Genomic DNA, 26,763 nt, shown 5'->3' on the forward strand with positions numbered 1-26,763 from the left:
CGGTACCCGGTCTGCTCCGGAACGACCGGCTATCGCCAGTCGCCGACAGTCGCCTGGATGACCGCCATGGCCGCGACTGCGGCGGTATCGGCCCTGAGGATTCGCGGTCCAAGCGGGATGCTGCTGACAAAGTCGAGGCTGCGTAGCAGCGTCCGCTCACCTTCCGAAAAACCGCCTTCGGGACCGATCAGCAGAGCGAGTTTCTTTTCCTTGACGGCCGAGAGGATCGGCAGCGGGTTCTGGCTATCGCTGCCTTCGTCGCAGAAAATGATGCGTCGGTCGCTGGGCCAGGTGGCCAACACGTCCTCCAGTCGGCGCGGCTCCTCGACATCGGGAATGCCGAGCACGCCGCATTGTTCGGCCGCCTCGATGACATTGGCGCGCACGCGCTCGATGTTGCCGAGCTTGCCTTGCACATGCTGCGTCATGACAGGCTGCAGCACACCTGCGCCCATTTCGACGGCCTTCTGCACGAGATAGTCGAGCCTGCCGACCTTCAGCGGCGCGAAAAGATAGACGAGATCACAGGGTTCCGGCTGCGGCCGCGTCTGCTCGACGGCGGTCAGCACCAGCTTCTTCCTGCTGGCGAAAGAGAGTTCCGCCCGCCACTCGCCGTCACGTCCGTTGAAGACGAGGATCGAAGAACCCTCTTCATAGCGCAGCACATTCACCAGGTAGTTGAACTGCTCCTTGGTCGTCTCGTGGGCGGAGCCCGCGCCAAGGGGATGTTCGACGAACAGTCGCTGCATGCGAAAATTGGCGCGCATAGGGAGTGCCTTCACATGAAAATGCCGGAGAGAATGAAGTAGAGGACAGCCGATAGCGCTGCCGAGGCGGGAACGGTGATGACCCAGGCGCCGACGATCGTCAGGAAGTGAGAGCGGCGTACGAGCCGCCGGCGCCGGACTTCGGCGAAGTTGGTTTCCGCCGTTTCCATGAAGTCGGTCTGGCCTGTCCGCTCCCGGACAAACTGCATGCGGCGTTTGGAATTGCGGATGTACCATTCGCGGAAGAAACCGACGCCGAAGACGGCGCCGACCGCCGTGTGCGTCGAACTGATCGGCAGTCCGAGCGCCGATGCCAGCAGCACCGTGACGGCGGTGGCGAGCGCGACGCAGAAGGCGCGCATCGGATTGAGCTTGGTGATCTCCTCACCGACGACGCGAATGAGCTTCGGTCCATAGAGCAGCAGACCGATCGAGATGCCGAGCGCCCCGATCGCCAGTTCCCACAGGGGAGCCGGCGATTTCTCCGTCGCAATGACCCCATCCAGAGCCGAAACGATCGCGGACAAGGGGCCGATGGCGTTGGAGACGTCGTTGGCGCCGTGGGCGAAGGAGAGCAGCGCCGCGGCCAGAATGAGCGGCGCACGGAACAGCTTGCGAAGCGACTGGTTGCGGTTGTCCAGCCCCTCGGACTGTCTGTAGATCCACGGCTTGGTCAGAAAATAGATGGCGGTGCCGATGACGGCGCCCAAACCGAGCCCCGTTGGCAAAGAAATTGAGGCCACCTGGACCAGGGCGATCTCCGCGAGATATGCGGTGAAGGAGCCCGCGGTGACACCGAGAATGACCGGCATCCACCGCCTCGCCGCGGCGATCTTGTCCTCGCGATAGATGATGAATTCCTTGAGGAAGGCGAGGAAGGCGGCGGCGATCGTGCCCCCCAGCAGCGGCGAGACCGACCAACTGAGCGTGATGCCGGCGAGCGACCACCATTGCACGCTGGAAAAGCCGGCCGCCGCGATGCCCGCTCCGACGATGCCGCCGATGATCGAGTGCGTGGTCGAAACCGGCGCGCCGGAATAGGTGGCGATGTTGATCCAGGCCGCCGAAGAGGCCAGCGCCGCCATCATGATCCAGACGATCGTCTGTGGGCCGAGCACGTCTTCGCCATAGACGATACCGGCTTCGATCGTTAGCGCCACCTCCCGCCCGGCAAGCATTGCGCCGGCAATTTCGAAGACGGCGGCGATGGCAAGTGCGGTCGCCATCGACATCGCCTTGGCGCCGACGGCAGCGCCGACGTTGTTGGTCACGTCGTTCGCGCCGATGTTCATGGCCATGTAGCCGGCGATGGCGGCCGCGGCGATGATGATTGGCGCGGTCGCGGAATGCGTCACGAAGCTCGCGGCAAAGGCCATGCTCAAGAGCAGAAAGAGACCGGCGAGCGCCGGCGCCGCCAGGCTGCGGCGGACATGCTGCGATGCCTCTTCGGCAAGGCTGAGCTTGTCGAGATCTTTGTCGATCGTCTGTTTTGCGAGGCGTATGCGCGGCTGTGCCACTGCCTGGAACTCCATTGTCACCATGGCCACTAAGGCCACTGCAACACGCATTCAAGTGGATTTGATGGACATTGGCGCCCGCGCGTCCGGGACCCGCGTTGAGGGGCGTTGGATGTCCTTGCGGTTACGTAGAAGATCAGCCGTTCGCAGCCTTCGGCATCGGCGCAGATGCCGCCATCATGCGTTCGCCAAAGGCGAGAATGAGGTCTTTCAGCGACGGCTCGGCCACTCGCGAAGCGGCTTCCTTGTAGTCGACCCATTCGAGCTGCCTGCGGCCTTCCTCGGGGAAGTGCTTGCAGAGGTCGTCGACTTCGAGGGCGTGAACCTGCACCTTGACCGAGATCTTCAGGCCATGGTCCATGCGCTTCTGGTAGAGATAGAATCCGATCGTCGACTTCTGCACATGCCCTTTGACGCCGGCCTCCTCGTAGGCCTCGCGCTCCGCCACCTCGTGGGCGCGTTTGCCTTGCATCGGCCATCCCTTGGGAATGACCCAGCGACCGGTGTCGCGGCTGGTGATCATGAGGATTTCGAGGACCTTGGTCTTCTTGCGGATCCGATAGCAGAGCGCGGCATATTGCATGCGCGCCGGGCGGCGCAACATCAACTGGACATCGGATGCGAGTCTGTTCAAGAAGTTCAAGGTCGTCTGCGCTCCTCTCTGCGAATCAGTTTTTTGTTTTCTGTCAAAGCCAGTATGGCAGCGTCCTGTTGCGTGTAAATGTCACGGCCAACGGGCAGTCGGATATGCGGCCAGCTTTCCGCTGGACTGTGGTCCAGATACGACAGAATATGGTGTTTCCGCGGCGGTTTACCAAGCGCCGGCAACTGGGCGTGGGCCTGCTGCGTCAGCTCGCGCGGTCGCGTTGCTGCAGGCGCAGGCGGGCGATACGGTTCCATTCGCCGGTGCGTTCCGCCTCGCGGGTCGCGGCGGCAACGAAGTCGATATGGTTCTGCGACGCGGCCTTCGCCTTTGCCGAATCCCGCGCCATGATCGCGTCGTAGATCGCCTCGTGCTGGGCGAGCAGCCGGGCGCGGGCGCCCGGCGCATCGAACACCGAGTTGCGGTGGAAGAAAATGCCTTGCTGCAGCAGCCGATAGCAGGCGCGCAGCGTGTGCATCAGGATGATGTTGTGGGCGCTTTCGCCAATTGCCTGGTGGAGCTCGATATCGGCCTCGAGTTCCGCGTCGAAGTCGCCGGCGGCGTGCGCCGTGCGCATGCGCTCGATGATCCTCGTCAGAATGTCGCGGTCGAAATCCGTGGCCCGGGTGGCGGCCAGTTCCGCCGTCAGCCCTTCGAGCTCGCGCCGATATTCGAGATAGTCCTGCGTCGCCTTGTGGTGGCGGGCGATGAGGTCGATCAGCGGCTTGGAGAAAATCTGCCCGACGACGTCGGCGACGAAAGTGCCGCCGCCGTGGCGGCTCTCGACGAGCCCACGTCCTTCGAGCTCCTTGAGCGCCTCGCGCAGGATCGGCCTGGACACGTCGAAGCGCTTGGAAAGCTCCCTTTCGCCCGGCAGCCGGTCGCCGTCGCGCAGCACGCCTTCGAGAATCAGCAGCTCGATCTGCTGCACGACTTCGTCGGCCGTGCGGCTGTGGCTGATGCGGGCGAAGAGGTCGATCTGATCGTCGGTCACGTCTTGGTCTCCCGGATCCCGGTGAAGTTCGGTCTCTTTGGCCAAAAATTCATCGCGATTCTCATAGGTTAGAGCGGGAAGGGACGGAAAACCGTACCCGGGTTCCTCACCCTGCACTGTGCCCGCAATCTAGGCAGCCGGCACCAAGTGGTCAATTTGCTTGTCCACTTTGTGCGACTGACAAAAGTCAAACTGCGGCAATGCGTCCTTTTTCTTTTGCTCGTTCGATTGATAAGAAAGTCGTGATGAACGCGTGAGGGGGACAAGAGCGCTTCATGGCAAAGGGTAGTTTTGCATTTCCGGTGGCGCCGATGCGCGCCTTGGCCTTGGGCGAGGTTCATTCGCGCCCCTATGCGCTGGTGACCACGCCGCGGGTGATCTTCCAACTCGCCTTCCTGACGGATGGCGGCTCGATCGTCGATCACGCCGTGCTCTCGGAGCTGTCGCGGGCGCGCGGGATTGCGCCGCCGGGGCGGGACGCGAACCACCATGCGATGTCCTGGGGGCAGGGCACGCTGCGCTGGGAGCGGCACACGGAATTCTCCACCTATTTCTGGGATGCCCCGCCGCCGGAAAAGTTTGGCGGCGAGGTGCCGATCCACCCGTTTGGCGACGGATTTTCGCCGCCTGGCTCGCTGATCTCGGGCATCCGGCTGGAAATCCGGCCGGATACGCCGGAGACCCGCGAGGCGATCGGGCTCTTCGATCCGACGAGCCTTTGTTACAGCGAAACCAAGAACGGCCAGGCGGTGATCGTCACCGACTTCCGCCAGAACGGCGACGGCCTGACCCAGATCCTGGTCATCGACCGCGGCATGACGGAGGCGGGCACCGGCGCGCTCGTCCAGCGCCTGCTCGACATCGAGACCTACCGAACTCTGGCGATGATGGGCCTGCCGCTCGCCCAGTCGCTATCGCCGGAGATCCGCCGGACCGAGGACGGCTTGACCGGGGTCACCCAGCGCATGAAGGAAAATGTGCGCGAGGAGGCCGACGACATGCTGGCCGAGATCACCCGGCTTGCCGCCGATCTCGAGGCGGGTGCGGCACTCAGCCTCTATCGCTTCGGCGCCAGCCGCGCCTATTACGGCATCGTGCAGGAGCGCATTCGCACGCTCGCCGAGACCCCGGTGCCGGGCTACGAGACGATTGGCACCTTCCTCGAACGGCGCCTGGCGCCGGCGATGCGCACCTGTCAATCGGTCGAGGAGCGCCAGGCCAACCTGTCGCGCAAGCTCGCCCGCGCCACGGCTCTCCTCAGAAGCTGGGTCGATGTCGAACTCGAACGGCAGAACAGCGCGCTGCTGAATTCGATGGACCGGCGCGCCAAGCTGCAGCTGCGTCTGCAGCAGACGGTCGAAGGGCTGTCGGTCGCCGCCATTTCCTACTACGTCGTCGGGCTGTTCGGTTATCTCGCAAAGGCCGTCAGCCATGAGCTGCCGATCGATCCGGGCTTGCTCACCGGCCTTGCCGTTCCCTTCGCCGTTGGCGGTGTCTGGCTGATCGTGCGCCGCATCCGCCGCCATCACGAGGACAGCGAGCACAAGTAAGCAATTCCAGCAAAAGTGTGTAGCGGTTTTGCGTCCGGAATTGCGAGAAACAAGCAATTCCAGCAAAAGTGTGCCGCGGTTTTGCGTTCGGAATTGCGAGAAAAAAGCAATTCCAGCAAAAGTGTGCCGTGGTTTTGCGTCCGGAGTTGCGAGAAGCAAATAACCAGCGCAGGAACTTACTGCTCCCAGTAGGGGATCGGCCCGTAGAGCCCGGCGAGGTAGTCGATGAAGAGCCGCACCTTGGCCGGCAGGAACTGGCGGCTCGGATAGACGGCCGAGAGCGTCAGGTGCTTCGAGCCTTCCCATTGCGGCAGCACCTGCACCAATTGGCCACTGCGCAATTCCGGGCCGATATCCCAGGTGGAGCGGAGTGCAATGCCGGCGCCGGCGATGACGGCGGCGCGCACGATTTCCGACGAGTTGGTCACGAGCGGCCCCTCCGGGTGCCAGACCAACGCCCCTTCCGGCCCTTCGAGCTTCCAGTTGTCGTTGTTGTGTGCCGGCAGGCAGAGGTGGTTGGCGAGATCGCCGATCTCCTTCGGCGCGCCGTTGCGGGCGATATATTCCGGCGAGGCGCAGAGCAGCCGCCGCACCGGCGCAAGCTTTCTTGCCACCAGGGATGAATCCACCAGTTCGCCGATCCTGACCGCCATGTCGAAGCCTTCGGCGACGATATCCGTGAATTCGTCCGTCAGCACGATGTGCAGCTTCAGGTCCGGATGGTCTTTCATGAACTTCGTCAGATGCGGCGCGATGTGCATGCGGCCGAAGGAGGTCGGCGCCGATATCCGGAGCACGCCGAGCGCATGGGACGATCGCCCGGAGGCATAAGCCTCGGCCTCCTCGATGCCCGAGAGAATGCCGAGCACCCGGTCGTAGAAACCCTGGCCTGCTTCCGTCAGCGAGATCTGGCGTGTCGTGCGCTGCAAAAGCCGTGTGCCGAGCCGATCCTCGAGCCTCTTGATGCGCTTCGAGATGACGGCTGGAGAAAAGCCCAGCACCCTCCCGGCAGCCGACATGCTGCCTGTGGAAACGACCCGTGCAAAAATCTCAAGATCGCCTAAATTCGTCATCAATCGTTGCCATTGTTTCCAAAACGGAAAAGCTCATAGCATTTGCGAGGGTTCTCTCCTAGTGGTAAAGAAAATGAACCAATTGATATGCGGCCGGAGGCGCTGATGGCGGAGACGATCGGTTTTCTGCAACCGAAACAGGCTGTTATCACCCGGCGCCGCGAGATCGTCGCCGACCTCGCCGATCTCTTGCCCGAGGGCTGCCTGATCAGTGACGAGCGCGGGCTGAAGCCCTTCGAGACCGATGCCTTCATCGCCTATCGTCGCATGCCGCTCGCCGTCGCGCTGCCGGAGACGACCGAGCAGGTCGCAGCCCTTCTCAAATATTGCAGCCGTTACGGCATTCCGGTCGTGCCGCGCGGCGCCGGCACCTCGCTTTCGGGCGGCGCCATCCCGCAGGAGGATGCGGTCGTCATCGGTCTTTCCAAGATGTCGCGCATTCTCGATGTCGATCTCTTCAATCGCACCGCCACCATTCAGGCGGGCGTTACCAATCTCAATATTTCCGAGGCCGTTTCCGCCGACGGCTTCTTCTATGCGCCCGACCCGAGTTCGCAGCTTGCCTGCACGATCGGCGGCAATATCGGCATGAATTCCGGCGGCGCCCATTGCCTGAAATACGGTGTCACCACCAACAATCTGCTCGGCGTGAAGATGGTGCTGTTCGATGGCACCGTCGTCGAACTCGGCGGCAAGGCGCTGGATGCGGCCGGCTATGATCTGCTCGGCCTCGTCTGCGGCTCGGAGGGGCAGCTCGGCATCGTCACCGAGGCGACGGTGCGGCTGATCGCCAAGCCGGAGGGTGCCCGTCCCGTGCTCTTCGGTTTCGCGTCGTCGGAAGCGGCCGGCGCCTGCGTCGCCGACGTCATCGGCTCCGGCATCATCCCGGTCGCGATCGAGTTCATGGATAAGCCGGCGATCGAGATCTGCGAAGCCTTCGCCCATGCCGGCTACCCGCTCGACGTCGAAGCGCTGCTGATCATCGAGGTCGAAGGTTCCGAGCCGGAAATGGATGCGATGCTCGCCAGCATCGTCGCGGTCGCACGCCGTCACGGCGTCGCGACGATCAAGGAGTGCCAGTCGGCAATGGAAGCGGCAGCGATCTGGAAGGGGCGGAAATCCGCCTTCGGCGCCACCGGCCGCATCGCCGACTATATCTGCATGGACGGCACCGTGCCGCTCAGCCAGCTCTCGCATGTGCTCGCCCGCACCGGCGAGATCGTCGCGCGCTATGGCCTGCGCGTCGCCAATGTCTTCCATGCCGGCGACGGCAACATGCATCCGCTGATCCTCTACAATATCAACGACCCGGAGGATGCGGCACGTGCCGAAGCCGCCGGCAACGATATCCTCAAGCTCTGCGTTGACGCCGGTGGCTGCCTGACGGGCGAACACGGCGTCGGCATCGAAAAACGGGACCTCATGCTGCACCAGTACAACCAGGCCGACCTCGACCAGCAGATGGCGGCGCGGGCCGCCTTCGATCCGCAATGGATCCTGAACCCGTCCAAGGTCTTCCCGCTCGAAGGGCGTCCCGCCGCATGATCGTGCATTTCGAACCGGCAAGCGAAGAGGGGATTGCGACCGTCGTCCGCGCGATGGCGGCCGACAAGGCCTCGCTCGCGGTGATCGGCGGCAACACGCGCTCGGGTCTCGGCAATCCCGTGCGTGCCGACCGGGTGCTGTCGACGCGCCGCTTGTCCGGCATCGTCAGCTACAATCCGGCTGAGATGACGATCACCGCGCTTGCGGGAACGCCGATGCGCGACATCGAAGCGGCGCTGGCGGAAAACCGGCAGATGCTTGCCTTCGAACCGATGGACCATCGGCCGATCTTCGCTTCGTCGGGAGAGCCGACGATCGGCGGGGTCTTTGCCGCCAATGTGTCGGGTCCCAGGCGCTATGTCGCCGGTGCCGCCCGCGACAGCCTGCTCGGCGTTCGCTTCGTCAACGGCCGCGGCGAGGCGATCAAGGCCGGCGGCCGGGTGATGAAGAACGTCACCGGCCTGGATCTGGTCAAGCTGCAAGCCGGCTCGCATGGCACGCTCGGCATCCTGACCGAAGTGACCTTTCGCGTCCTGCCGCAGCCGCCGGCGTCCGAGACCATCGTGGTTTCCGGTCTCAACGATGCCGAAGCCGCTGCGGTCATGGCCGAGGCGATGGCGCAAACGGTCGAGGTTTCCGGTGCCGCGCATCTGCCGGAGAGCGTGCGCGGGCGGTTCCTCGAAGGTGGTCTTCCGGACGGTGCCGCGACGGTGCTCAGGCTCGAAGGACTGGAGGCATCGGTCGCGCTCAGGGCCGAAAAGCTGACGAGCGCCGTCGGGTGCTTCGGCGCGGTGACGCGGCTCGACGGGCCGCAGACATCGAAGCTCTGGGCGGAGATCCGCGACGTCAAACCCTATGCCGACGGCACGAAGAAGCCGCTCTGGCGCGTGTCCGTCGCCCCATCGCTCGGCCATCAGCTTGTGGCGGCGCTCAGGCTGCAGACTGGCGTCGATGCTTTCTATGACTGGCAGGGCGGTCTCGTCTGGCTGCGCATGGAGGCCGACCCCGAAGCGGAACTGGTGCGCCGTTACATCAAGGTTCTTGGTGGCGGCCATGCAACGCTCGTCAGGGCCGAGGATGGCTACCGTGCCGCCATCCCGGCGTTTGAACCACAACCCCTAGCCGTGGCACAATTGAGCGAGCGCGTCCGCGCGAGCTTCGACCCGCACCGGATTTTCAATCCCGGCCGCATGGCTGCGGTGTCCTGAGACGGCGGTGATGGAACATGGGAGGAAATGATGAGCGACAATGGTCCGCAGACACCGTTTTCCCGGGAAACCGATCGCTGGCTGGAGCCGGGCAAGATCAACGTCCAGGTGATATACGTCCTTTATCTCGTGGGTTTTGCGGTCGGGATCACTCCGATCATCGGCGTGGTGATGGCTTATCTCAATCGCGGCAAGGGCACGCCGTGGGTCCAGACGCATTATGAATGGGCGATCCGAACCTTCTGGATCGCTCTCTTGTTCGGGTTGATCTCGTTGCTGCTGACGGCGCTGTTGGTCGGTATTCTCGGCTTCATCGCCACCGCCGTCTGGATCGTCGTGCGCTGCGTCGTCGGCCTGCAACGGGCAGCGCGCCAGGAGCCGATCACCAACCCCGAAAGCTGGATGGTGTAGGCCACGGTGCAACCCCTGAGTCCGGATCCGGTCGCAGGATGCTGAAATCAGAATGCTGCGGTGGCCGAAGCACGCATCAAGAGTGCGGTCCCGCAGAACCGCAGAGTGGAGTTCGCGTTTGCAGACCAATTTTACACCCGCACAGCTTGCCGACCCGCATGTGGCCGAATCCGAAGCCATCCTGCGCAAATGCGTGCATTGCGGCTTCTGCACCGCCACCTGTCCGACCTATGTGACGCTGGGCGACGAACTCGATAGCCCGCGCGGGCGTATATACCTCATCAAGGACATGCTGGAGAACGGCCGGGCGGCCGACAAGGAAACGGTCACCCATATCGACCGCTGTCTCTCCTGTCTCGCCTGCACGACCACCTGTCCCTCCGGCGTCGACTACATGCATCTCGTCGACCACGCGCGCGTCCACATCGAGAACACCTATCGCCGCCCGTTCAGGGATAGGCTGGCGCGTTCCGTGCTCGCGACGGTCCTGCCTTACCCCCAGCGCTTCCGCCTGTCGCTGAAGGCGGCCGGCCTTGCCCGGCCCTTCGCGGCTTTCATGAAGCGCATGCCCTTGCTGAAAACCTTTGGCGTCATGTTGGATCTGGCGCCGGGGGCCGTGCCTGAGCCTTCCGCTTCGGCCGTGCCCGGCACCCACGCGCCGAAGGGCAAGCGTATCGGTCGAGTCGCGCTGTTGTCCGGCTGCGCCCAGCCGGTGCTGAAGCCGGAGATCAACGAGGCGACGATCAGGCTGCTGACGCGCTTTGGAGTCGAAGTGGTTGTCTCGGCGGGCGAAGGCTGTTGTGGCGCTCTGGTGCACCACATGGGCCGCGAGAACCGGGCGCTCGCGGCGGCGCGCCGCAACGTCGACGCCTGGCTGAAGGTCGCCGACGAGGGCGGGCTCGATGCCATCGTCATTACCGCTTCGGGCTGCGGAACGACGATCAAGGACTACGGCCACATGCTGCGGCTCGATCCTGATTATGCGGAAAAGGCGGCCCGGGTCTCGGCGCTGGCCAAGGACATCACCGAGTATCTGTCTACCCTCGACCTGCCGGAACTGGATGCGCGGGGCATGACGCTTGCCTATCATTCCGCCTGCTCGATGCAGCACGGCCAGAAGATCACTTTTGCGCCGAAGCAGCTTCTGAAGCGCGCCGGCTTCGTCGTCCGCGATCCGGCCGAAGGGCATCTCTGCTGCGGTTCGGCCGGCACCTACAACATCCTGCAGCCGGAAATCTCGGCGAAGCTGAAGGCCCGCAAGGTCAAGAACATCGAGGCGACGAAGCCGGATGCGATTGCCACCGGCAATATCGGCTGCATCACCCAGATCGCCAGCGGGACCGCGATCCCCATCCTGCACACGGTCGAATTGCTCGACTGGGCCTATGGCGGGGCGAAGCCACAAGGGCTCTGAGGCAAAAGAAAAAGCCGGCTCCGCGAGGAACCGGCCTTTTGATGGGTGCCCGGATGGCTATCAGCCGCCGAAGATCTGGCGGAAGATATCGACGCCGCGATCGTCGAAATAGGTGTCGCCCGGCTTGCTACCGGGACCGATGACGATGACCTTGGTGCCGATATCGGCACGGTCGTAGAGGTGCTCCACGTCCTCGTTCATCATGCGGATGCAGCCCGACGACATGTTCTGGCCGATCGTCCAGGGCTGGTTGGTGCCGTGGATGCGGAAGATCGTGTCGCGGCCGCCCTTGTAGAGATACATGGCGCGGGCGCCGAGCGGGTTGTCGATGCCGCCTTCCTGGGTGATCGGCAGGATACGACCCTTGGCGGCTTCGCGACGACGCATTTCGGCCGGCGGCGTCCAGGTCGGCCATTCGGCCTTGCGGCCGACCTTCACGACACCCGACCAGCCGAAGCCGTCGCGGCCGACGCCGATGCCATAGCGCGTCGCGCGGTTCGGGCCGTCGATGTAGTAAAGGTACTTGTTGTTGGTATCGACGATGATCGTGCCGGGGGCTTCGTCGGTGCGGAAGCGAACCTTGGTGCGCCAGTATTGCTTTGCCGGCCTTTTCGGCATGGCCACGAGTACAACGTCGGATGACTTGACCTTGGGACCTGTGGCTGCCGTCGGCGTGAAAGCCGAGGCGCTGGTGGCGGCAAGAATAGTGCTGGTCGCGATGGCGATCGCGACCGCTTTGCTGGCAAGACGCTTCATATACGATTCCCTCTGAACCCTCGTTGCAGGCAGGCTATGCAAAATGCGGCGAAGTTCAAGCCTGCGATACAGCCGGCGGACCGCCGGACTTATATCTGTTCATGCTGCTGTTGCCTGAAAATCACGCGTGCAGCGCCGCGCGTCGTATTAGACGCGCAAAGGTCGCTGCAGCACTTTAAGTTGCTGCATGTTTTTGTCCTCAAATCGGAGACGATTTAAGGAAACATGCAGCAGGCAGCAGGCAACACGTGCGAGGGTCGGGAAATATTCTATGCTATGCTCCAATTATATGACGATAACCTTCGTGCCCACCTTCACGCGCTCGTAAAGGTCGACGACGTCTTCGTTGCGCATGCGGATGCAGCCGGAGGAAACGGCATAGCCGATCGTCCAGGGCGCATTGGTGCCGTGGATCCGGTAGAGCGTCGAGCCGAGATACATGGCGCGCGCGCCAAGCGGGTTTTCCGGGCCGCCGTCCATGCGCGCCGGCAGGTAGTGGCCCTTGGCTGCTTCACGGGTGATCATCTCCTGCGGCGGCGTCCAGCTCGGCCATTCCGCCTTGCGGGTGACCTTGTGAGCGCCTGCCCATTCGAAGCCCGGCTTGCCGACGCCGACGCCATAGCGTCGAGCCTCGCCGTTGCCGGTCACCAGATAGAGAAAACGATTGTTGGTATCGATGACGATCGTGCCCGGCTTTTCCTTGGTCTCATAGGAGACCGTCTGCGGCAGGAATTGCGGGTCGAATTTCGACTTCACCGGGCGCTGCGCGCGCATGGCATTGGCCGGCTGGATCAGCGGGTTGACGACGCGGCGCTTGGCCTGCGGCTGCGCGACCTGCCCCTGATAATACTGTTTTCGGGTGGCCGCCGGAATCTGCTGCCGGTAGATGACCTGCCGCGTGCGGGCCTGTTGCCCGCCGAGCTGCATCACCCAGGGGGCGGTGAGATCGGGGCTGACGACGACCGGAGGCCGGTTCTGGTACCGGTCCTGGGCTACGGCCGAGCCGGCAAAAAGGCTCAGAACGGAGGCGGCTATAAGAAGGGGCTTTTTCAACATCGGACGGACTCGCTACCTTTCGCCGAAATTCATCAAAGGGCGCAGACAGCCGAAGAACCGGACGCTCGAGCGGGGTATGCGCCTTGGCAATGGCGCGATCGTGTCACCGGGGAGCCACCGAATGGTAAACGGCGCTTCATTAAAAGGCGAAGGTGCCGATAAAGCTTTGGGTAGGGTTATCCGTCACTTTAGGAATCTGGTTTGCAAATGGTAAAAGGCAGAAAAATGAACAGGATGGAGCGAGCATGACGGCCAAGGGCATAGTGATCGGTGAGGACGGACTTCAGCGCTGCGCCTGGCAGGGCAATCTCGACGACTATCGTCGCTACCACGACGACGAATGGGGACGCCCGGTGACCGATGACCGTCGCCTGTTCGAGAAGGTCTGCCTCGAAGGCTTCCAGTCCGGCTTGTCATGGCTGACGATCCTGCGCAAGCGCGCGGCATTCCGCGCGGCCTTTGCCGGCTTCGATTTCGACAAGGTCGCGACATTCGATGAGACGGATATCGAACGCTGCCTCGCCGATACCGGTATCGTGCGCCATCGCGGCAAGATCGTTTCGACCATCAACAATGCCCGTCGCGCCCAGGAGCTCAGGCAGGAATTCGGTTCGCTCGCAGGCTATTTCTGGTCACATGAACCACCGGCAGCCGAGCGCCCGGCAAAGGTCACCTATGAGGCGATCGTCGCCAATCCGACGACGCCGACCTCTATCCGGATCTCGAAGGACCTGAAGAAGCGCGGCTGGACCTTCGTCGGCCCGACGACGATCTACGCCTTCATGCAGGCCATGGGCCTCGTCAACGATCACATCGAGGGCTGCCATTGCCGCGCGGTCGTGGAGGAGATGCGAGCCAAGCTTGTCAGGCCTCTGGGCCGGGTGGCCTGACAGGGGGGGCGACCCGAACCCGGCTGACTGGTGTTCAAACCCGGCTGATGGGCGTTGTCGTTCAGCCGTCGTTCTTCGCAAGCCATTCCTTCATCAACTTGATCTCGCCTTCCTGCGCCTTGATGATCTCTTCCGCCAGTTTGCGGATCGTTTCATCCTTGCCGTATTCGCGCTCGACCTTGGCCATGTCGATCGCGCCCTGGTGGTGGGCGATCATGCCGCGCACGAAGTCGATATCCGTCTTGCCGGTATAGGCGATGTCCATGTCCTTGTGCATGCGGGCATTGGCTTCGGCAAAGGCCTTGCTCGAAGGCGAGACATCGGCCGCCGGGCTCTGAGCCTCCGCCGAGCCGTGATGCATGCTGCCATGGCTCGTGTCTTCAGCCGCCGCCGGAAAGGCGAGGCAGGCGGTGAGCGCGAGTGCCGTCGTCAACGGTTTCAGCGACACGGTGTTTCCTTTCTTCTGCAATCGTTCGGCCCTTTAGGAGCGCCGCCGAGGCGTAATCCATGGAGCCGTTTCAACCTACTGCATGTCTCCTTAGGTCGACCTCGATTTGAGGACGAAGACGTGCAGCAAATCAAAGTCCTACAGCGACCTTTGCGTCTGATAGGACGCGCGGCGCCGTAGGGAAGGGGTGTCAGCGCTTTCAGGCTCTGCGCTCAAGCGCAGAGCATCACGCGCTCGCGCGGAAAGGCGAAGACGCCCTGCAGCAGATCCTCGCCCCCTGGCGTGTCGAGCACGGACCGGCCCACACAGAAGAGTTGCGCCGCTTGCGACGTCGGCGCACGCACCATGGCGGTAAAGCAGAACGAGGATGACGAGGCGGTCGCCTGTTCGAGGATGTTGAGCACGGTTAGGCGATCCTTTTGGTCATAGGCGCGCACCAGATCGATGACGCCGCAGGAAGGAGCGGAGGTGCCGAGTAAGGCGGCGGTGTGTTGCCCAAGCTGGAAAATGCTGGTCGCGAGATCGCAGCGCCATGCTTCCTTGAGGTAGCTCCCCTCGTCGAGGTGCCGTATCCAATTGTCATGTGCGCCCAGATGTCCGGGCCGGATAGCCCCGCAACCAGGTGTCATGAATCTCAACATGATACCCATTTCCTCTCTTCGCTCCGCCCGCGCCACGTCTCCGCAGAAATCGCCATTCCCAGTGAAATGGTTCGCCGTTCCATTTGCGGTTGGAGTGCTTGGGTGCGATGCTCTCATTGCATCCGGCGTCATTCGCCGGTAAACGCTCCGGGATCCGGAGGATAACCGATCACCTCCATGATCGAAACGTCGGCGATCGATCTGGCGATAAACTTTTAGTGATTGTTGCCGGAATAATGCGCCTTATGGTTGAGGAAAGCCTGTTCCGACCGATAGAGGCCAGGATCACCGACTCCAGCTTCGCCTCGCACCATGTGCTCCGCATAGCCTGCTGCGACCGGAACGGCGCGCGCTTTGCGCGGTCCAAACCCTTGCCGCCCCTGCCTTGATCCGATAGGGAAAGCAGCCAACACACTGACAGTCCGGAATGCTCCCATGACCGAGAAACAGAAGAAACCGCAGAAGCTCAAGGCGCGCCTGCCGCGCGGCTTCGTCGATCGCTCCGCCGCCGATATCCGCGCGACCGACGAAATGATCGGCAAGATCCGTGCGGTCTACGAGCATTATGGTTTCGATCCGGTCGAAACGCCGCTGTTCGAATACACCGACGCGCTCGGCAAGTTCCTGCCCGACAGCGACCGTCCGAACGAAGGCGTCTTCTCGCTGACGGACGACGACGACCAATGGATGTCGCTGCGCTACGACCTGACGGCGCCGCTCGCCCGCCACGTTGCCGAAAATTTCAACGAGATCCAGCTGCCGTTCCGCACCTACCGTGCCGGCTACGTCTTCCGCAACGAGAAGCCGGGCCCGGGCCGCTTCCGTCAGTTCATGCAGTTCGATGCCGATACGGTCGGTGCCGCCGGCGTCCAGGCGGATGCCGAAATGTGCATGATGATGGCCGACACCATGGAAGCGCTCGGCATCGCGCGCGGCGACTACGTGATCCGCGTCAACAATCGCAAGGTGCTCGATGGCGTCATGGAGGCGATTGGTCTTGGCGGCGACGACAAGGCCAATGCCCGCCTGACGGTGCTGCGCGCCATCGACAAGCTCGACAAGTTCGGGACGGAAGGCGTGCGACTCCTGCTCGGCGAAGGCCGCAAGGACGAAAGCGGCGACTTCACCAAGGGCGCCGGCCTCAATGCCGCACAGATCGACAAGGTGCTCTTCTTCGTCGGCATCAAGGACTATGCCGAAAGCGCTGCCGAACTCGCCGCTCTTGTTGCGGGTACGTCAAAGGGCGGCGAAGGCGTCGAGGAGCTGAACACGATCCGCAGCCTGGTCCTAAGCGCCGGCTACGAGGCCGACCGCATCAAGATCGATCCCTCGGTCGTGCGCGGTCTCGAATATTACACCGGCCCGGTCTTCGAGGCCGAGCTGCAGTTTGCAGTCACCAACGAGAAGGGCGAGAAGGTCGTCTTCGGTTCGGTTGGCGGCGGTGGTCGCTATGATGGTCTCGTCTCGCGCTTCATGGGCCAGCCCGTTCCGGCAACTGGCTTCTCGATCGGCGTTTCCCGGCTGATGACGGCGCTCAAGAACCTTGGCAAGCTCGGCGCCTCCGAAGTGATCGCCCCGGTCGTTGTCTGCGTCATGGACCGCGACATCGAGAGCATGGGCCACTACCAGCGCTTCGTGCAGCAGCTTCGCCATGCCGGCATCCGCGCTGAAATGTACCAGGGCAACAAGAAGAATTTTGGCGATCAGCTGAAATATGCCGATCGCCGCGGCTCGCCGCTGGCGATCATCCAGGGGGGCGACGAGCGCGCCGCCGGTCTGGTCCAGATCAAGGATCTGATCGAAGGCAAGCGCCTGTCGGGTGAGATCGAGGACAATGCGGCCTGGCGCGAAGCGCGTGTGGCCCAGGTTTCCGTTCCGACCGCCGAACTGGTCGGAAAGGTGCGCGAGATGCTGGCGGCGCAGGCCGAGGATCGGGCAAGGGGCTGACGGTCATGGCCCTGATCAATCTGCCCGCCTTCGCCGACGAGCTGCTTGCCGAGTTCGAGAGCCTCGGCACGCTGCGCGTCGACACACCGGTGATCCAGCCAGCCGAACCCTTCCTCGCCATGGCTGGCGAGGATCTGCGCCGCCGCATCTTCATGACCGAGAGCGAGACAGGCGAAAGCCTCTGCCTGCGCCCGGAATTCACCATTCCCGTCTGCCTGCGCCACATCGAGGCGGTGACCGGCACGCCGAAGCGCTACGCCTATCTCGGTGAGGTCTTCCGCCAGCGCCGCGAGGGCGGCAACGAATTCTACCAGGCCGGCATCGAGGATCTCGGCGACACCGATACCGCTGCCGCCGATGCGCGCGCTGTCGGTGATGCGATGCGTGTCGTTACCAACCGCTTGCCGGGACGGCGCCTCAACGTGACGCTGGGCGACCAGGCGGTGTTCGAAGCCGTCGTCGGCGCCTGCGGCCTGCCGGCCGGCTGGCAGAAGCGGCTGATCCATGCCTTCGGCGACCAGAAGCATCTGCAGAAGCTGCTCACGGAGCTCGCCCATCCGCGCACCGTCGGTGTCTTTGGTCCTGAAGTGGTACGTCTGTCGATGGACGGACTGCTTGAAGATGAAGCCCGCCTCGTCGCCCATATCGGCGAGACGATGGAGGCGACCGGCTACTCCACCAATGCCAGCCGCTCGCCTGAGGACATCGCCCGGCGGCTGAAGGAGAAGATGGAACTGGCGAATACGCGGCTCGATCGCAAGACGCTGGATCAGGTTGGCGCGTTCCTGGCGCTCGACGTCCCGCTCGCCGATGCTCCGGCCGCGCTCTTCGCCTTCGCCAAGAAATCCGGCCTCAAGCTCGATGACGCGCTCGTCCGCTTCGATGCCCGTGTCGCCGCGCTTTCCAAGATCGGTGCCGACATCGGCGCGATCCGCTATCGCGCCGCCTTCGGTCGCCCGCTCGACTATTACACCGGTCTCGTCTTCGAGGTGGAAGTCGATGGTATCCAGGCGGTGCTGGCCGGCGGAGGCCGCTTCGACCGGCTGCTGACACTGCTCGGCGCCCGTGAACACATTCCGGCCGTCGGTTTCTCGCTCTGGCTCGACCGCATCGAAAAGGCGATTGCCTCTGAAGGAGGCGCTCAATGACCATCACCATCGCCCTGCCGTCCAAGGGGCGGATGAAGGATGACGCCTCGGCAATCTTCGAACGGGCCGGCATGAAGATCGTCGCCGTCGGCAATGATCGCTCCTATCGCGGCCGGGTCGAAGGCGTGGACGATGTGGAGATCGCGTTCCTCTCGGCCTCGGAGATTTCCCGCGAACTCGGTAGCGGCTCGATCGATTTCGGCGTCACCGGCGAGGACCTTGTACGCGAGGGGCTCGCCAATGCCGACGCCCGCGTCGAGTTCTGTGCCCGCCTCGGCTTCGGTCATGCCGATGTCGTCGTCGCAGTGCCGGAGATCTGGTATGACGTCGACACCATGGCCGACCTCGGCGACGTTGCTGCGGATTTTCGTGCCCGCCATGGCCGCCGCCTGGCGATCGCCACCAAATACTGGCGGCTGACGCAGAACCATTTCTCGGGAAGCCACGGCATCCAGCTCTATCGCATCGTCGAAAGCCTCGGTGCCACCGAAGGCGCGCCGGCGTCAGGCTCGGCCGACATCATCGTCGATATCACCTCGACGGGCTCGACGCTGAAGGCGAACCATCTGAAGATCCTGACGGATGGCGTGATCCTGCGTTCCGAGGCTTGCCTGGTGCGGGCGCGCAAGGTGGGCCATGACGGAAACCCGGTCGTGGCGCGAATTATCGCGGCGGTTCGCGGCGTGCTTTGAAGCTGCGAACGGGACAGGGCGGGACCTACGGCAATCCCGGTGGCCGCGAGGACCTGCAATAATTAAAGTAGGGCCCTCAAAAAGCGCGCCCTCCGGTCCTATGTAAGTCGCGCCGACGGCATCTCTGCCGTTCCCCGCCATTCCGTTCCAGGAGACCTTCATGGCCGATCTTTCCGCCTTCCCGATCACCAAGCGCTGGCCGGCGAAAAACCCAGATATCATCCAACTTTATTCGCTGCCGACGCCGAATGGCGTGAAGGTCTCGATCGCGCTCGAAGAGCTGGGTCTCACCTATGAGCCCCACCGGATCGCCTTCGATGCCAACGAGCAGAAATCGCCGGAGTTCCTCTCGCTCAACCCGAATGGACGCATCCCTGCGATCATCGATCCCAACGGTCCGGACGGAAAGCCGATCGGCCTCTTCGAGTCCGGCGCGATCCTTATCTATCTGGCGGAAAAGACCGGCAAACTGTTGCCGGCTGATGCGGCCGGCCGCTACGAGACCATCTGCTGGGTGATGTTCCAGATGGGTGGCATCGGCCCGATGCTCGGCCAGTTCGGCCATTTCTTCAAGTTTGCCGCCGACAAGGTCGCCAACAACTCCTATCCCGTCGAGCGCTACCGCGACGAATCGAAGCGTCTCCTCGGCGTGCTCGAAGCGCGCCTTGAGGGACGGCAATGGCTGATGGGTGACGATTACACCATCGCCGACATCGCCACCTTCCCCTGGGTCGAAGGCGCACGCAGGTTCTATGGCGGTGCCGAGGTGCTCGATTACTAGAACTTTCCGAACGTGATGGCCTGGGTCGAGCGCGGCCTGTCGCGCCCTGCGGCTCTAAAGGGCATGGAAGTGCCGCGCAAGGAATAGCAACAATCGTGGCCATGTGCCCGAGTTGACGAAGCTCGGGCGCAAGGCTACGCCTTGCCGTACATTTGAATAAGAAGCAGGTGAAAAGCGTGTCGGGAAGGCTTGTTGTTGTCGGTGGCGGTCAGGCCGCCTTTGCCCTGGTTGCGAAGCTCCGTGCCCTGAAGGATGAGCGGCCGATCACCATCGTCGCCGCCGAAGCGAGCCTGCCCTATCAACGTCCGCCGCTTTCCAAGAAATATCTGCTGCGCGAATTGAGCCTCGACCGGCTGCTCTACAGGCCTGAAGTCTGGTACGGCGAGCACAATGTCGACATCCGCCTCGAGACGACTGTGACCGGCCTCGACCGCGCAGCCAAGCGCGTGACGCTCAGCGACGGGTCCTTGCTCGAATACGAGGTGCTGGCCTTTGCCACTGGCGCGACGCCGCGCCGGCTGCCGGCTTCCGTCGGCGGCGACCTCGAGGGCGTGTTCGTCGTGCGCGACTTCAGGGATGCGGATCGCCTTGCCGAGGAGATGAAGCCCGGCCGGCGCGCCCTCGTCGTCGGCGGCGGTTACATCGGTCTTGAAGCGGCGGCCGTCGCCCGGACCTGCGGGCTCGAAGTCACGGTCATCGAAATGGCCGACCGCATCCTGCAGCGCGTCGCCTCGTCGGCGACATCCGGCCTCGTGCGGGACATCCACCGGGCCCGCGGCGTCGATATCCGCGAGGGTACCGGCCTCAATCGTCTCGTCGGCGCAAACGGCCGGGTGACCGCAGCGGAGCTGTCGGACGGCTCGACCTTGCCCGTCGACGTCGTCATCGTCGGGATCGGCGTGACCGCCAACGACCGCCTGGCGCACGATGCCGGCCTCGAAACCGTCGGCGGCATCGTCGTTGATGCCTTCGGGCGAACCGCCGACCCCGCCATTTTCGCAATGGGCGATTGTGCCGTGCTTCCCTGGGAAGGCATGCGCATCCGTTTGGAATCGGTGCAGAACGCCGTCGATCAGGCCGAGGCCGTCGCCGCGATCCTTGCTGGCAGCATACACCCCTATGAGCCCAAGCCGTGGTTCTGGTCCGATCAGTACGACGTCAAGCTGCAGATCGCCGGTCTCGGTCTCGGCCATGACGAAACGATCGTCAGACCCGGTCAGCGCGAGGGCAGCGTGTCCGTCTGGTATTTCAAGCAGGGACGCTTGATCGCGGTCGACGCGATCAATGACGCCAAGGCCTATGTGACCGGCAAGAAGCTGCTTGAAACCGGCATCAATCCTGATCGGGCCGTCATCGCCGACCCGCAAACGGACCTCAAGGCGCTGCTGTCTCAGGCATAGGGCCACGCCTGGCGGCGCTGCGTATCCAGTGCAACCTGGGGGCGGTCCGATTCAATTTTCGTTAACGACGAAACGACTGTTTTCCCTCGCAATCTGCCGGGCCGAACTGCGATTTATCATTTCCTTAAGTCACCAGGCGCCAACAGAGGTCGCTTAACGGGAGGCGGGAGGTCTCGTTTCCCCAGCGGTTTTTGATTTAGGCGATTGCGATGTTCAAGGTCCTTACATGCCTCGTTGTGGAGCATAATCCGAAGCTGGTCGCGTTGGCGGCGCTCATTTGCTTCCTGTCCAGCTACGGCGCGGTGACGCTGTTGCAGCGCGCCCGTGGATCGTCCGGTAAGGCGCGGACGATCTGGGCGGTAGCGGCAGGCATTGCCAGCGGCTTCGGTATCTGGGCCACGCATTTCATCGCCATGCTTGCCTACGATCCTGGTGTCGTCCTCGGCTACCAGATGGACCTGACCGCCCTATCGTTGGCCATTGCGATCGTGCTGACGACGACAGCGCTGCTCATCGCGACCCGTCTGCAGGATCGGCTGGCCTGGATTGTCGGCGGCCTGGTGCTCGGCGCCGGCGTTGCCTGCATGCATTTCCTCGGCATGGCCGCCCTCGACGTGCCCGGCAACCTGCGCTGGGACGCCACGCTCGTTGTCGCGTCGATCGTGCTCGGCTCGCTGTTCGACATCGGTGCGCTGCGGACGATTGCGTGTGTCCGCAAGCCGCAGCAGGCGAAGATCATCGCGACGCTCCTGATGACGCTCGGGATCGTCGCGCTGCATTTCACCGCCATGGGCGCCGTGACGATCGAAGTCGGTCTTGTCACTCCGCCCCTTGAAGGCATGATCCAGCCGCATCTCCTCGCCTTCGTCATTGCCGGAACCGCCTTCTTCCTTCTGTCCCTGGTGCTGGTTGCGGCCGGCTTTGCCCATCATGCTGAGCTCTCCGCCGCCGCCGCCGAACGCGAATTCACGCGCTTCGTCCGCAGCGTGAAGGACTACGCCATCTATATGCTCGACGTCGATGGCCGCGTGGCGAGCTGGAATGCCGGTGCCGAGGCCAACAAGGGCTATGCGGCCGAGGACATCATCGGCAAGAACTTCGCCTGCTTCTATTCCGAAGACGATCAGCGCAACGGCCTGCCGCGCCGCGCACTCGAGGCTGCCGTGGCCGAGGGCAAGTTTGAGAGCGAGGGTTGGCGCTATCGAAGCGACGGCTCGCGTTTCTGGGCGCATGTGGTGATCGATCCGTTCCTTGACGAGGACGGCAAGCACGCCGGCTTCATCAAGATCGTCAAGGACGTCACCAAGGCGAAGGCCGATGCCGATCGCATCGCCGAGGTCAGCAACAACCTCGATGTCGCGCTCGAGAACATGTCGCAGGGTATCTGCCTGTTCGACAGCGATGACCGGCTGCTGCTGTCGAACCGGCGCTGCCGCGAGATCTTCGGCTTTTCCGAGACGCTCGCCGGCAAAGGGCTCACCTTCCGCGAGATTCTCGATATCGTCTTCTCCCGCATTTACGCCGAGCCCGAAATTGCGCGGGCCAAGGCCGAGGAACTCTACCAGAAACACCGGATCGAAATGGTCGGCAAGGGCGGGGGCGACATCGTCGAAAAGCTGGCGAATGGCCGTTCGATCCTGACCAAGCATCGCACGCTTCCCGACGGCGGCTGGGTCAGCACCTATGAAGACATCACCGAGCGGCTGGACACCGAGGAGCAGATTACCTTCCTCGCCCGTCACGACAGCCTGACCGGCTTGCCGAACCGGCTCCAGTTCAACAGCTACCTCGAAGAGGAACTGGATGCGGCAGCCTGGTTCAACCGCAAGGTTGCCGTCATCGGCATCGACCTCAACAAGTTCAAGGAAGTCAACGACCTGCATGGCCATGCCGCCGGCGATTTCGTTCTGGTGACGATTGCCCAGCGTGTGAAGGGGCTGCTGCAGGAGGGCGAATTCGTAGCGCGCCTCGGCGGTGACGAGTTCGCTGCGGTGAAGCGTTTCGAGGAACTGGCCGAGCTCAACGACTTCCTGCGCCGTATCGAAAAGAGCCTGCACGAGGAAATGCGTTTCGGCGATTTCGAGCTGAAGTCCGGCGGCAGCATGGGCGTCGCCATCTATCCTCAGGATGCGGAGACGGCCGATACGCTGATCAACAATGCCGACCTTGCGATGTACCGGGCGAAGGCCGCGCTCAACCAGACGGTCTGCTTCTACGAGGTCTCGATGGACGAAGCGGCGCGCCAGCGCCGTGCGCTCGCAAACGATCTCTGGGATGCCGTCGACAAGAGGCAGCTTGCCTTGCACTACCAGGTGCAGAAGTCGGTGATGACCGGCACCGTCATCGGCTACGAGGTGCTGCTGCGCTGGCATCATCCCGAACGCGGAATGGTACCGCCGAACGAGTTCATCCCGCTCGCAGAGGAGTGCGGGGCAATCCTGCCGATCGGCGAATGGGTGCTGCGCGAAGCCTGCCGCGAGGCCGCAGGCTGGGCGAGCAACCACAAGATTGCCGTCAACCTGTCGCCGGTCCAACTCGCCAACGGCGATATCGTCAGCCTGGTGCAGGGCGTGCTTGCCGAAACCGGGCTCGACCCGAACCGGCTGGAGCTCGAGATCACGGAATCGACGATCATCGACGACAAGGAGCGCGCGCTGCTGACGCTGCGACAGATCAAGGAGCTCGGCGTGACGATCGCGATCGACGATTTCGGCACGGGATACTCCTCGCTCGAAACGTTGCGGTCGTTCCCCTTCGACAAGATCAAGCTCGACAAGAGCTTCATGTGGGAGGTGGAGGGCAGTCCGCAGGCCAAGGCGATCGTTCGCGCCATCCTGGCGCTCGGTCAGAGCCTGTCCGTGCCGGTTCTTGCCGAGGGCGTCGAGACGCAGAAGCAGCTCGATATCCTGCAGGCGGAAGGCTGCGACGAGGCACAGGGCTACCTGCTCGGACGCCCGGCCCCGATAACGCTTCTGTTCAGCGGCGACGACGAGGCGGCGGCCGCCTGATCGGGCGGCGCATCGTCAAGGGTCGCGTCTGCTGCGTTCACCGATCGCGCACCATTTCTTGCGGGGATTTCACGCCTTGTCGACGCCAACCGTCGGCAGGGTCAAGGCTTGCGCTATTGCCGCAGCAATGTCCGACCGGCACCTTCCACCAGGAAGCGCGGGAAGAAGAAGACGCCTGTGATCGTGCCGGAATAGCGCTGTTCGAGGCCCGAGGATTCGCCGATGCAGAACAGCGGCTGTTTCTGGCCGTGTTCTTCGAGCGCGATCGTCGTCGAAAAGCAGAAGGACGAGCAGCTTGTCGCCGCCTGCTCGAAAAGTTCGAGCACATGGTTGCGATCGGCCGGGTCGTAGCAGCGCACGAAGTTGAGCAGGCCGCATTCGCCGTCGCGAAGGCCGTGGATGGCGGCAGCCTTTTCACCAAGCCGGAACAGTCCGGTGGACAAGTCGCCCGACCATCCCTCCGACGCGCAGAACTGTTGCAGGAACTCATGGTGCGGCAGATCGAGATGCGGCTGGCCCGGAAAGCCGAGGGGAACGGAATTTGCTCTCGTGATCTTGAACACGGTCTACCCCAGCAGCATTCCTGGGCGTCCTCATCGGCGCCTCAAGAAAACACGTCCCATTGTGCAAATCACGCCTACCATCGACCAATATGGAAGCGCACGCCACTGACCGTGGGCGTTTCACCACTCGAAAGGTCGCGAGATAGTATTGAAGCTCTCTGACGAAGTGATTTCGCTGGAGAGGGCGGCTAAATTTGCGATTAAATACTTATATGCTTATCGTGATTTTCTCGAAGAGATTCCGGATACACGGTTAATACGAAAAAGCTTAAGCGATTGGCCGCCCGCCTTGATCCGCTATCCAGTCTCCTGTGAATCTCCGTTCACTTGGGGCGCTGTTATAGTTCGTTTTTTTTCGACTTCAACGGTTTTTTGAAGCCCGACTACAACCGGTGGAATTTTTGCGCCCGCGGCTAGGCTGCAGGGTGCTCTGCCGAACAATGGTATTGATAAAAAACAAGAAAGGCGACCCGAGGGCCGCCTTTCCGATCCAGATGGATCGATGCTGTGAAAGGCTTACGCCTTTATCACATCATGTCCATGCCGCCGTTCAGCGCGCTTGACGCGCTGAACCGCTTTAAGCGCATGGGCGAAGCTTTATGGACGATGCTGTGAAAGGCTTACGCCTTATCACATCATGTCCATGCCGCCCATGCCGCCCATGCCGCCCGGCATGCCAGCAGGGGCATCCTTCTTCGGCAGTTCAGCGATCATGGCTTCGGTGGTGATCAGCAGCGAAGCAACCGAAGCTGCGTCCTGCAGAGCCGTGCGAACGACCTTGACCGGGTCGATGATGCCCATGGTGATCATGTCGCCGAAGACGCCGGTCTGAGCGTTGTAGCCGAAGTTGTCTTCGTTCTTTTCCAGGATCTTGCCGACAACGATCGAAGCTTCGTCACCAGCGTTTTCAGCGATCTGGCGGGCCGGAGCCTGCAGAGCGCGGCGAACGATGTTGACACCAGCTTCCTGGTCGTCGTTTTCGCCCTTGACGGTCAGCTTTGCAGCCGAACGCAGCAGCGCGGTGCCGCCGCCCGGTACGATGCCTTCCTGAACGGCAGCGCGCGTCGCGTTGAGGGCGTCGTCGATGCGGTCCTTCTTTTCCTTGACTTCGATTTCCGTTGCACCGCCGACGCGGATGACGGCAACGCCGCCAGCGAGCTTGGCAAGGCGTTCCTGCAGCTTTTCGCGGTCGTAGTCAGAGGAGGTTTCTTCGATCTGGGCCTTGATCTGGGCGACGCGGCCTTCGATGTCGGCCTTCTGGCCGGCGCCGTCGACGATCGTCGTGTTTTCCTTGGAGATCGAAACCTTCTTCGCACGGCCGAGCATGTCGAGCGTGACGTTTTCGAGCTTGATGCCGAGGTCTTCGGAGATGACCGTGCCGCCCGTCAGGATGGCGATGTCTTCGAGCATGGCCTTGCGGCGATCGCCGAAGCCCGGAGCCTTGACAGCAGCGATCTTCAGGCCGCCGCGCAGCTTGTTGACGACGAGCGTTGCAAGAGCTTCGCCTTCGACGTCTTCAGCGATGATGAGGAGCGGCTTGCCGGTCTGAACGACGGCTTCGAGAACCGGGAGCATGGCCTGGAGGTTCGAGAGCTTCTTCTCGTGGAGGAGAATGAAGGCGTCTTCGAGGTCGGCGACCATCTTTTCCGGGTTGGTGACGAAGTAGGGCGACAGGTAGCCGCGGTCGAACTGCATGCCTTCGACGACTTCGAGTTCGGTTTCGGCGGTCTTGGCTTCTTCAACCGTGATGACGCCTTCGTTGCCGACCTTCTGCATTGCTTCGGCAATGTCGAGACCGATCTGCTTTTCACCGTTTGCGGAGATCGTGCCGACCTGGGCAACTTCTTCCGAGGTGTTGATCTTCTTGGCCTTGGCGAGCAGGTCCTTGACGACTTCTGCAACGGCGAGGTCGATGCCGCGCTTCAGGTCCATCGGGTTCATGCCGGCGGCAACAGCCTTGGCGCCTTCACGAACGATTGCCTGGGCGAGAACGGTAGCGGTGGTGGTGCCGTCGCCTGCGATGTCGTTGGTCTTCGAAGCGACTTCGCGCACCATCTGGGCGCCCATGTTCTCGAACTTGTCTTCGAGTTCGATTTCCTTGGCGACCGAAACGCCGTCCTTGGTGATGCGCGGTGCGCCGAAGGACTTGTCGATAACGACGTTACGACCCTTCGGGCCGAGCGTTACCTTCACTGCGTCGGCGAGGATGTCGACGCCGCGCAGCATCTTTTCACGCGCGGTGCGGCCGAACTTGACTTCTTTAGCTGCCATTTTGAAAGCTCCTGTTGTCGAAATTCCGGGCGAGGCCCGG

General features: G+C 62.8%; 22 protein-coding genes and 1 pseudogene. 12 read left to right on the plus strand and 11 right to left on the minus strand.

Annotated features, from left to right (window positions below):
- Positions 1-29: 29 nt before the first annotated feature.
- From QM996_RS02075 to QM996_RS02090, 4 genes are all read right to left on the minus strand, one after another.
- Complete coding sequence (locus tag QM996_RS02075; protein ID WP_500269080.1) at positions 30-767, minus strand: RsmE family RNA methyltransferase; 738 nt, start codon at positions 765-767, stop codon at positions 30-32.
- Between the two features lie 11 nt (positions 768-778).
- On the minus strand, positions 779-2,284 hold the full coding sequence (locus tag QM996_RS02080) for an inorganic phosphate transporter (protein WP_500269081.1): 1,506 nt from the start codon (positions 2,282-2,284) through the stop codon (positions 779-781).
- Between the two features lie 136 nt (positions 2,285-2,420).
- The gene (locus QM996_RS02085; protein WP_500269082.1) at positions 2,421-2,927 is read right to left on the minus strand and encodes an NUDIX hydrolase; all 507 of its coding nucleotides are present in this window, start codon (positions 2,925-2,927) and stop codon (positions 2,421-2,423) included.
- Between the two features lie 205 nt (positions 2,928-3,132).
- Positions 3,133-3,921 (minus strand): FadR/GntR family transcriptional regulator, encoded by a 789-nt coding sequence (locus QM996_RS02090; protein WP_500269083.1) that lies wholly within the window; start codon positions 3,919-3,921, stop codon positions 3,133-3,135.
- Between the two features lie 275 nt (positions 3,922-4,196).
- Here QM996_RS02090 and QM996_RS02095 point away from each other — a divergent pair, with 275 nt between their 5' ends.
- Complete coding sequence (locus QM996_RS02095; RefSeq protein WP_500269084.1) at positions 4,197-5,471, plus strand: DUF3422 family protein; 1,275 nt, start codon at positions 4,197-4,199, stop codon at positions 5,469-5,471.
- A 176-nt stretch (positions 5,472-5,647) separates the two neighbouring features.
- Here the strand turns inward: QM996_RS02095 and QM996_RS02100 are convergent, their stop codons facing one another.
- The gene (locus tag QM996_RS02100; RefSeq protein WP_173515710.1) at positions 5,648-6,544 is read right to left on the minus strand and encodes a LysR family transcriptional regulator; all 897 of its coding nucleotides are present in this window, start codon (positions 6,542-6,544) and stop codon (positions 5,648-5,650) included.
- Between the two features lie 105 nt (positions 6,545-6,649).
- Here QM996_RS02100 and QM996_RS02105 point away from each other — a divergent pair, with 105 nt between their 5' ends.
- From QM996_RS02105 to glcF, 4 genes are all read left to right on the plus strand, one after another.
- A complete protein-coding gene (locus tag QM996_RS02105) occupies positions 6,650-8,089 on the plus strand; it encodes an FAD-binding oxidoreductase (protein ID WP_500269085.1) in 1,440 nt (479 codons plus the stop codon).
- A complete protein-coding gene (gene glcE / locus QM996_RS02110; RefSeq protein WP_500269086.1) occupies positions 8,086-9,297 on the plus strand; it encodes a glycolate oxidase subunit GlcE family protein in 1,212 nt (403 codons plus the stop codon). Before QM996_RS02105 ends, glcE begins: the two co-directional genes overlap by 4 nt.
- Positions 9,298-9,327: 30 nt before the next feature.
- Positions 9,328-9,708: a DUF4870 family protein gene (locus tag QM996_RS02115; RefSeq protein ID WP_500270372.1), complete on the plus strand. Its 381-nt coding sequence runs from the start codon at positions 9,328-9,330 to the stop codon at positions 9,706-9,708.
- 118 nt (positions 9,709-9,826) lie between these two features.
- Positions 9,827-11,122, plus strand: a complete 1,296-nt coding sequence (gene glcF, locus QM996_RS02120; RefSeq protein WP_500269087.1) for a (Fe-S)-binding protein — start codon at positions 9,827-9,829, stop codon at positions 11,120-11,122.
- Positions 11,123-11,182: 60 nt separating this feature from the next.
- On the opposite strand, the gene QM996_RS02125 is transcribed toward glcF, so the two are convergent.
- Together QM996_RS02125 and QM996_RS02130 are read right to left on the minus strand one after the other, a co-directional pair.
- Positions 11,183-11,878 (minus strand): L,D-transpeptidase, encoded by a 696-nt coding sequence (locus QM996_RS02125; RefSeq protein WP_500269088.1) that lies wholly within the window; start codon positions 11,876-11,878, stop codon positions 11,183-11,185.
- A 285-nt stretch (positions 11,879-12,163) separates the two neighbouring features.
- Positions 12,164-12,934 carry a L,D-transpeptidase gene (locus tag QM996_RS02130; RefSeq protein ID WP_500269089.1) on the minus strand — a complete coding sequence of 257 codons (771 nt, stop codon included), beginning with the start codon at positions 12,932-12,934 and terminating at the stop codon, positions 12,164-12,166.
- Between the two features lie 245 nt (positions 12,935-13,179).
- Between QM996_RS02130 and QM996_RS02135 the strand changes: the two genes are divergently transcribed.
- Positions 13,180-13,824, plus strand: coding sequence for a DNA-3-methyladenine glycosylase I (locus QM996_RS02135; RefSeq protein ID WP_500269090.1), 645 nt, complete (start codon positions 13,180-13,182; stop codon positions 13,822-13,824).
- Between the two features lie 61 nt (positions 13,825-13,885).
- Here the strand turns inward: QM996_RS02135 and copM are convergent, their stop codons facing one another.
- The gene (gene copM, locus QM996_RS02140; RefSeq protein WP_500269091.1) at positions 13,886-14,272 is read right to left on the minus strand and encodes a DUF305 domain-containing protein; all 387 of its coding nucleotides are present in this window, start codon (positions 14,270-14,272) and stop codon (positions 13,886-13,888) included.
- A 212-nt stretch (positions 14,273-14,484) separates the two neighbouring features.
- The gene (locus QM996_RS02145; protein ID WP_500270373.1) at positions 14,485-14,913 is read right to left on the minus strand and encodes a hypothetical protein; all 429 of its coding nucleotides are present in this window, start codon (positions 14,911-14,913) and stop codon (positions 14,485-14,487) included.
- Between the two features lie 435 nt (positions 14,914-15,348).
- Between QM996_RS02145 and hisS the strand changes: the two genes are divergently transcribed.
- The 6 genes and pseudogenes from hisS to QM996_RS02175 all read left to right on the plus strand — a co-directional run bounded on the left by hisS (position 15,349) and on the right by QM996_RS02175 (position 23,889).
- Positions 15,349-16,860 (plus strand): histidine--tRNA ligase, encoded by a 1,512-nt coding sequence (gene hisS, locus QM996_RS02150; RefSeq protein WP_500269093.1) that lies wholly within the window; start codon positions 15,349-15,351, stop codon positions 16,858-16,860.
- Positions 16,861-16,865: 5 nt separating this feature from the next.
- On the plus strand, positions 16,866-18,008 hold the full coding sequence (locus QM996_RS02155; RefSeq protein WP_500269094.1) for an ATP phosphoribosyltransferase regulatory subunit: 1,143 nt from the start codon (positions 16,866-16,868) through the stop codon (positions 18,006-18,008).
- Entirely contained in the window at positions 18,005-18,700 is a 696-nt protein-coding gene (gene hisG, locus QM996_RS02160; RefSeq protein WP_500269095.1) for an ATP phosphoribosyltransferase, read from the plus strand. Before QM996_RS02155 ends, hisG begins: the two co-directional genes overlap by 4 nt.
- 160 nt (positions 18,701-18,860) lie before the next feature.
- A pseudogene (locus tag QM996_RS02165) lies at positions 18,861-19,568 on the plus strand (glutathione binding-like protein).
- 89 nt (positions 19,569-19,657) lie between these two features.
- Positions 19,658-20,881 (plus strand): NAD(P)/FAD-dependent oxidoreductase, encoded by a 1,224-nt coding sequence (locus QM996_RS02170; RefSeq protein WP_500269096.1) that lies wholly within the window; start codon positions 19,658-19,660, stop codon positions 20,879-20,881.
- A gap of 209 nt (positions 20,882-21,090) precedes the next feature.
- Entirely contained in the window at positions 21,091-23,889 is a 2,799-nt protein-coding gene (locus QM996_RS02175; protein WP_500269097.1) for a bifunctional diguanylate cyclase/phosphodiesterase, read from the plus strand.
- A 113-nt stretch (positions 23,890-24,002) separates the two neighbouring features.
- Here QM996_RS02175 and QM996_RS02180 read toward each other — a convergent pair whose 3' ends face one another.
- Positions 24,003-24,452, minus strand: a complete 450-nt coding sequence (locus QM996_RS02180; RefSeq protein WP_500269098.1) for a hypothetical protein — start codon at positions 24,450-24,452, stop codon at positions 24,003-24,005.
- 630 nt (positions 24,453-25,082) lie between these two features.
- On the minus strand, positions 25,083-26,723 hold the full coding sequence (gene groL / locus QM996_RS02185; protein ID WP_429812245.1) for a chaperonin GroEL: 1,641 nt from the start codon (positions 26,721-26,723) through the stop codon (positions 25,083-25,085).
- Positions 26,724-26,763 lie beyond the last annotated feature (40 nt).

Origin of the sequence: Sinorhizobium chiapasense (genome assembly GCF_045277575.1) — a bacterium.
In the GTDB taxonomy this organism is placed as follows: Bacteria; Pseudomonadota; Alphaproteobacteria; order Rhizobiales; family Rhizobiaceae; genus Ensifer; species Ensifer chiapasense_A.

What these genes read in the sequence shown, in the direction of transcription:
- QM996_RS02075 (WP_500269080.1), bottom strand. Translation starts at nt 767, where the DNA reads ATGCGCGCCAATTTTCGCATGCAGCGACTGTTCGTCGAACATCCCCTT.
- QM996_RS02095 (WP_500269084.1), top strand. Translation starts at nt 4,197, where the DNA reads ATGGCAAAGGGTAGTTTTGCATTTCCGGTGGCGCCGATGCGCGCCTTG.
- QM996_RS02100 (WP_173515710.1), bottom strand. Translation starts at nt 6,544, where the DNA reads ATGACGAATTTAGGCGATCTTGAGATTTTTGCACGGGTCGTTTCCACA.
- QM996_RS02105 (WP_500269085.1), top strand. Translation starts at nt 6,650, where the DNA reads ATGGCGGAGACGATCGGTTTTCTGCAACCGAAACAGGCTGTTATCACC.
- glcE (WP_500269086.1), top strand. Translation starts at nt 8,086, where the DNA reads ATGATCGTGCATTTCGAACCGGCAAGCGAAGAGGGGATTGCGACCGTC.
- QM996_RS02115 (WP_500270372.1), top strand. Translation starts at nt 9,328, where the DNA reads ATGAGCGACAATGGTCCGCAGACACCGTTTTCCCGGGAAACCGATCGC.
- QM996_RS02125 (WP_500269088.1), bottom strand. Translation starts at nt 11,878, where the DNA reads ATGAAGCGTCTTGCCAGCAAAGCGGTCGCGATCGCCATCGCGACCAGC.
- QM996_RS02130 (WP_500269089.1), bottom strand. Translation starts at nt 12,934, where the DNA reads ATGTTGAAAAAGCCCCTTCTTATAGCCGCCTCCGTTCTGAGCCTTTTT.
- QM996_RS02135 (WP_500269090.1), top strand. Translation starts at nt 13,180, where the DNA reads ATGACGGCCAAGGGCATAGTGATCGGTGAGGACGGACTTCAGCGCTGC.
- QM996_RS02145 (WP_500270373.1), bottom strand. Translation starts at nt 14,913, where the DNA reads ATGTTGAGATTCATGACACCTGGTTGCGGGGCTATCCGGCCCGGACAT.
- hisS (WP_500269093.1), top strand. Translation starts at nt 15,349, where the DNA reads ATGACCGAGAAACAGAAGAAACCGCAGAAGCTCAAGGCGCGCCTGCCG.
- QM996_RS02155 (WP_500269094.1), top strand. Translation starts at nt 16,866, where the DNA reads ATGGCCCTGATCAATCTGCCCGCCTTCGCCGACGAGCTGCTTGCCGAG.
- hisG (WP_500269095.1), top strand. Translation starts at nt 18,005, where the DNA reads ATGACCATCACCATCGCCCTGCCGTCCAAGGGGCGGATGAAGGATGAC.
- QM996_RS02175 (WP_500269097.1), top strand. Translation starts at nt 21,091, where the DNA reads ATGTTCAAGGTCCTTACATGCCTCGTTGTGGAGCATAATCCGAAGCTG.
- groL (WP_429812245.1), bottom strand. Translation starts at nt 26,723, where the DNA reads ATGGCAGCTAAAGAAGTCAAGTTCGGCCGCACCGCGCGTGAAAAGATG.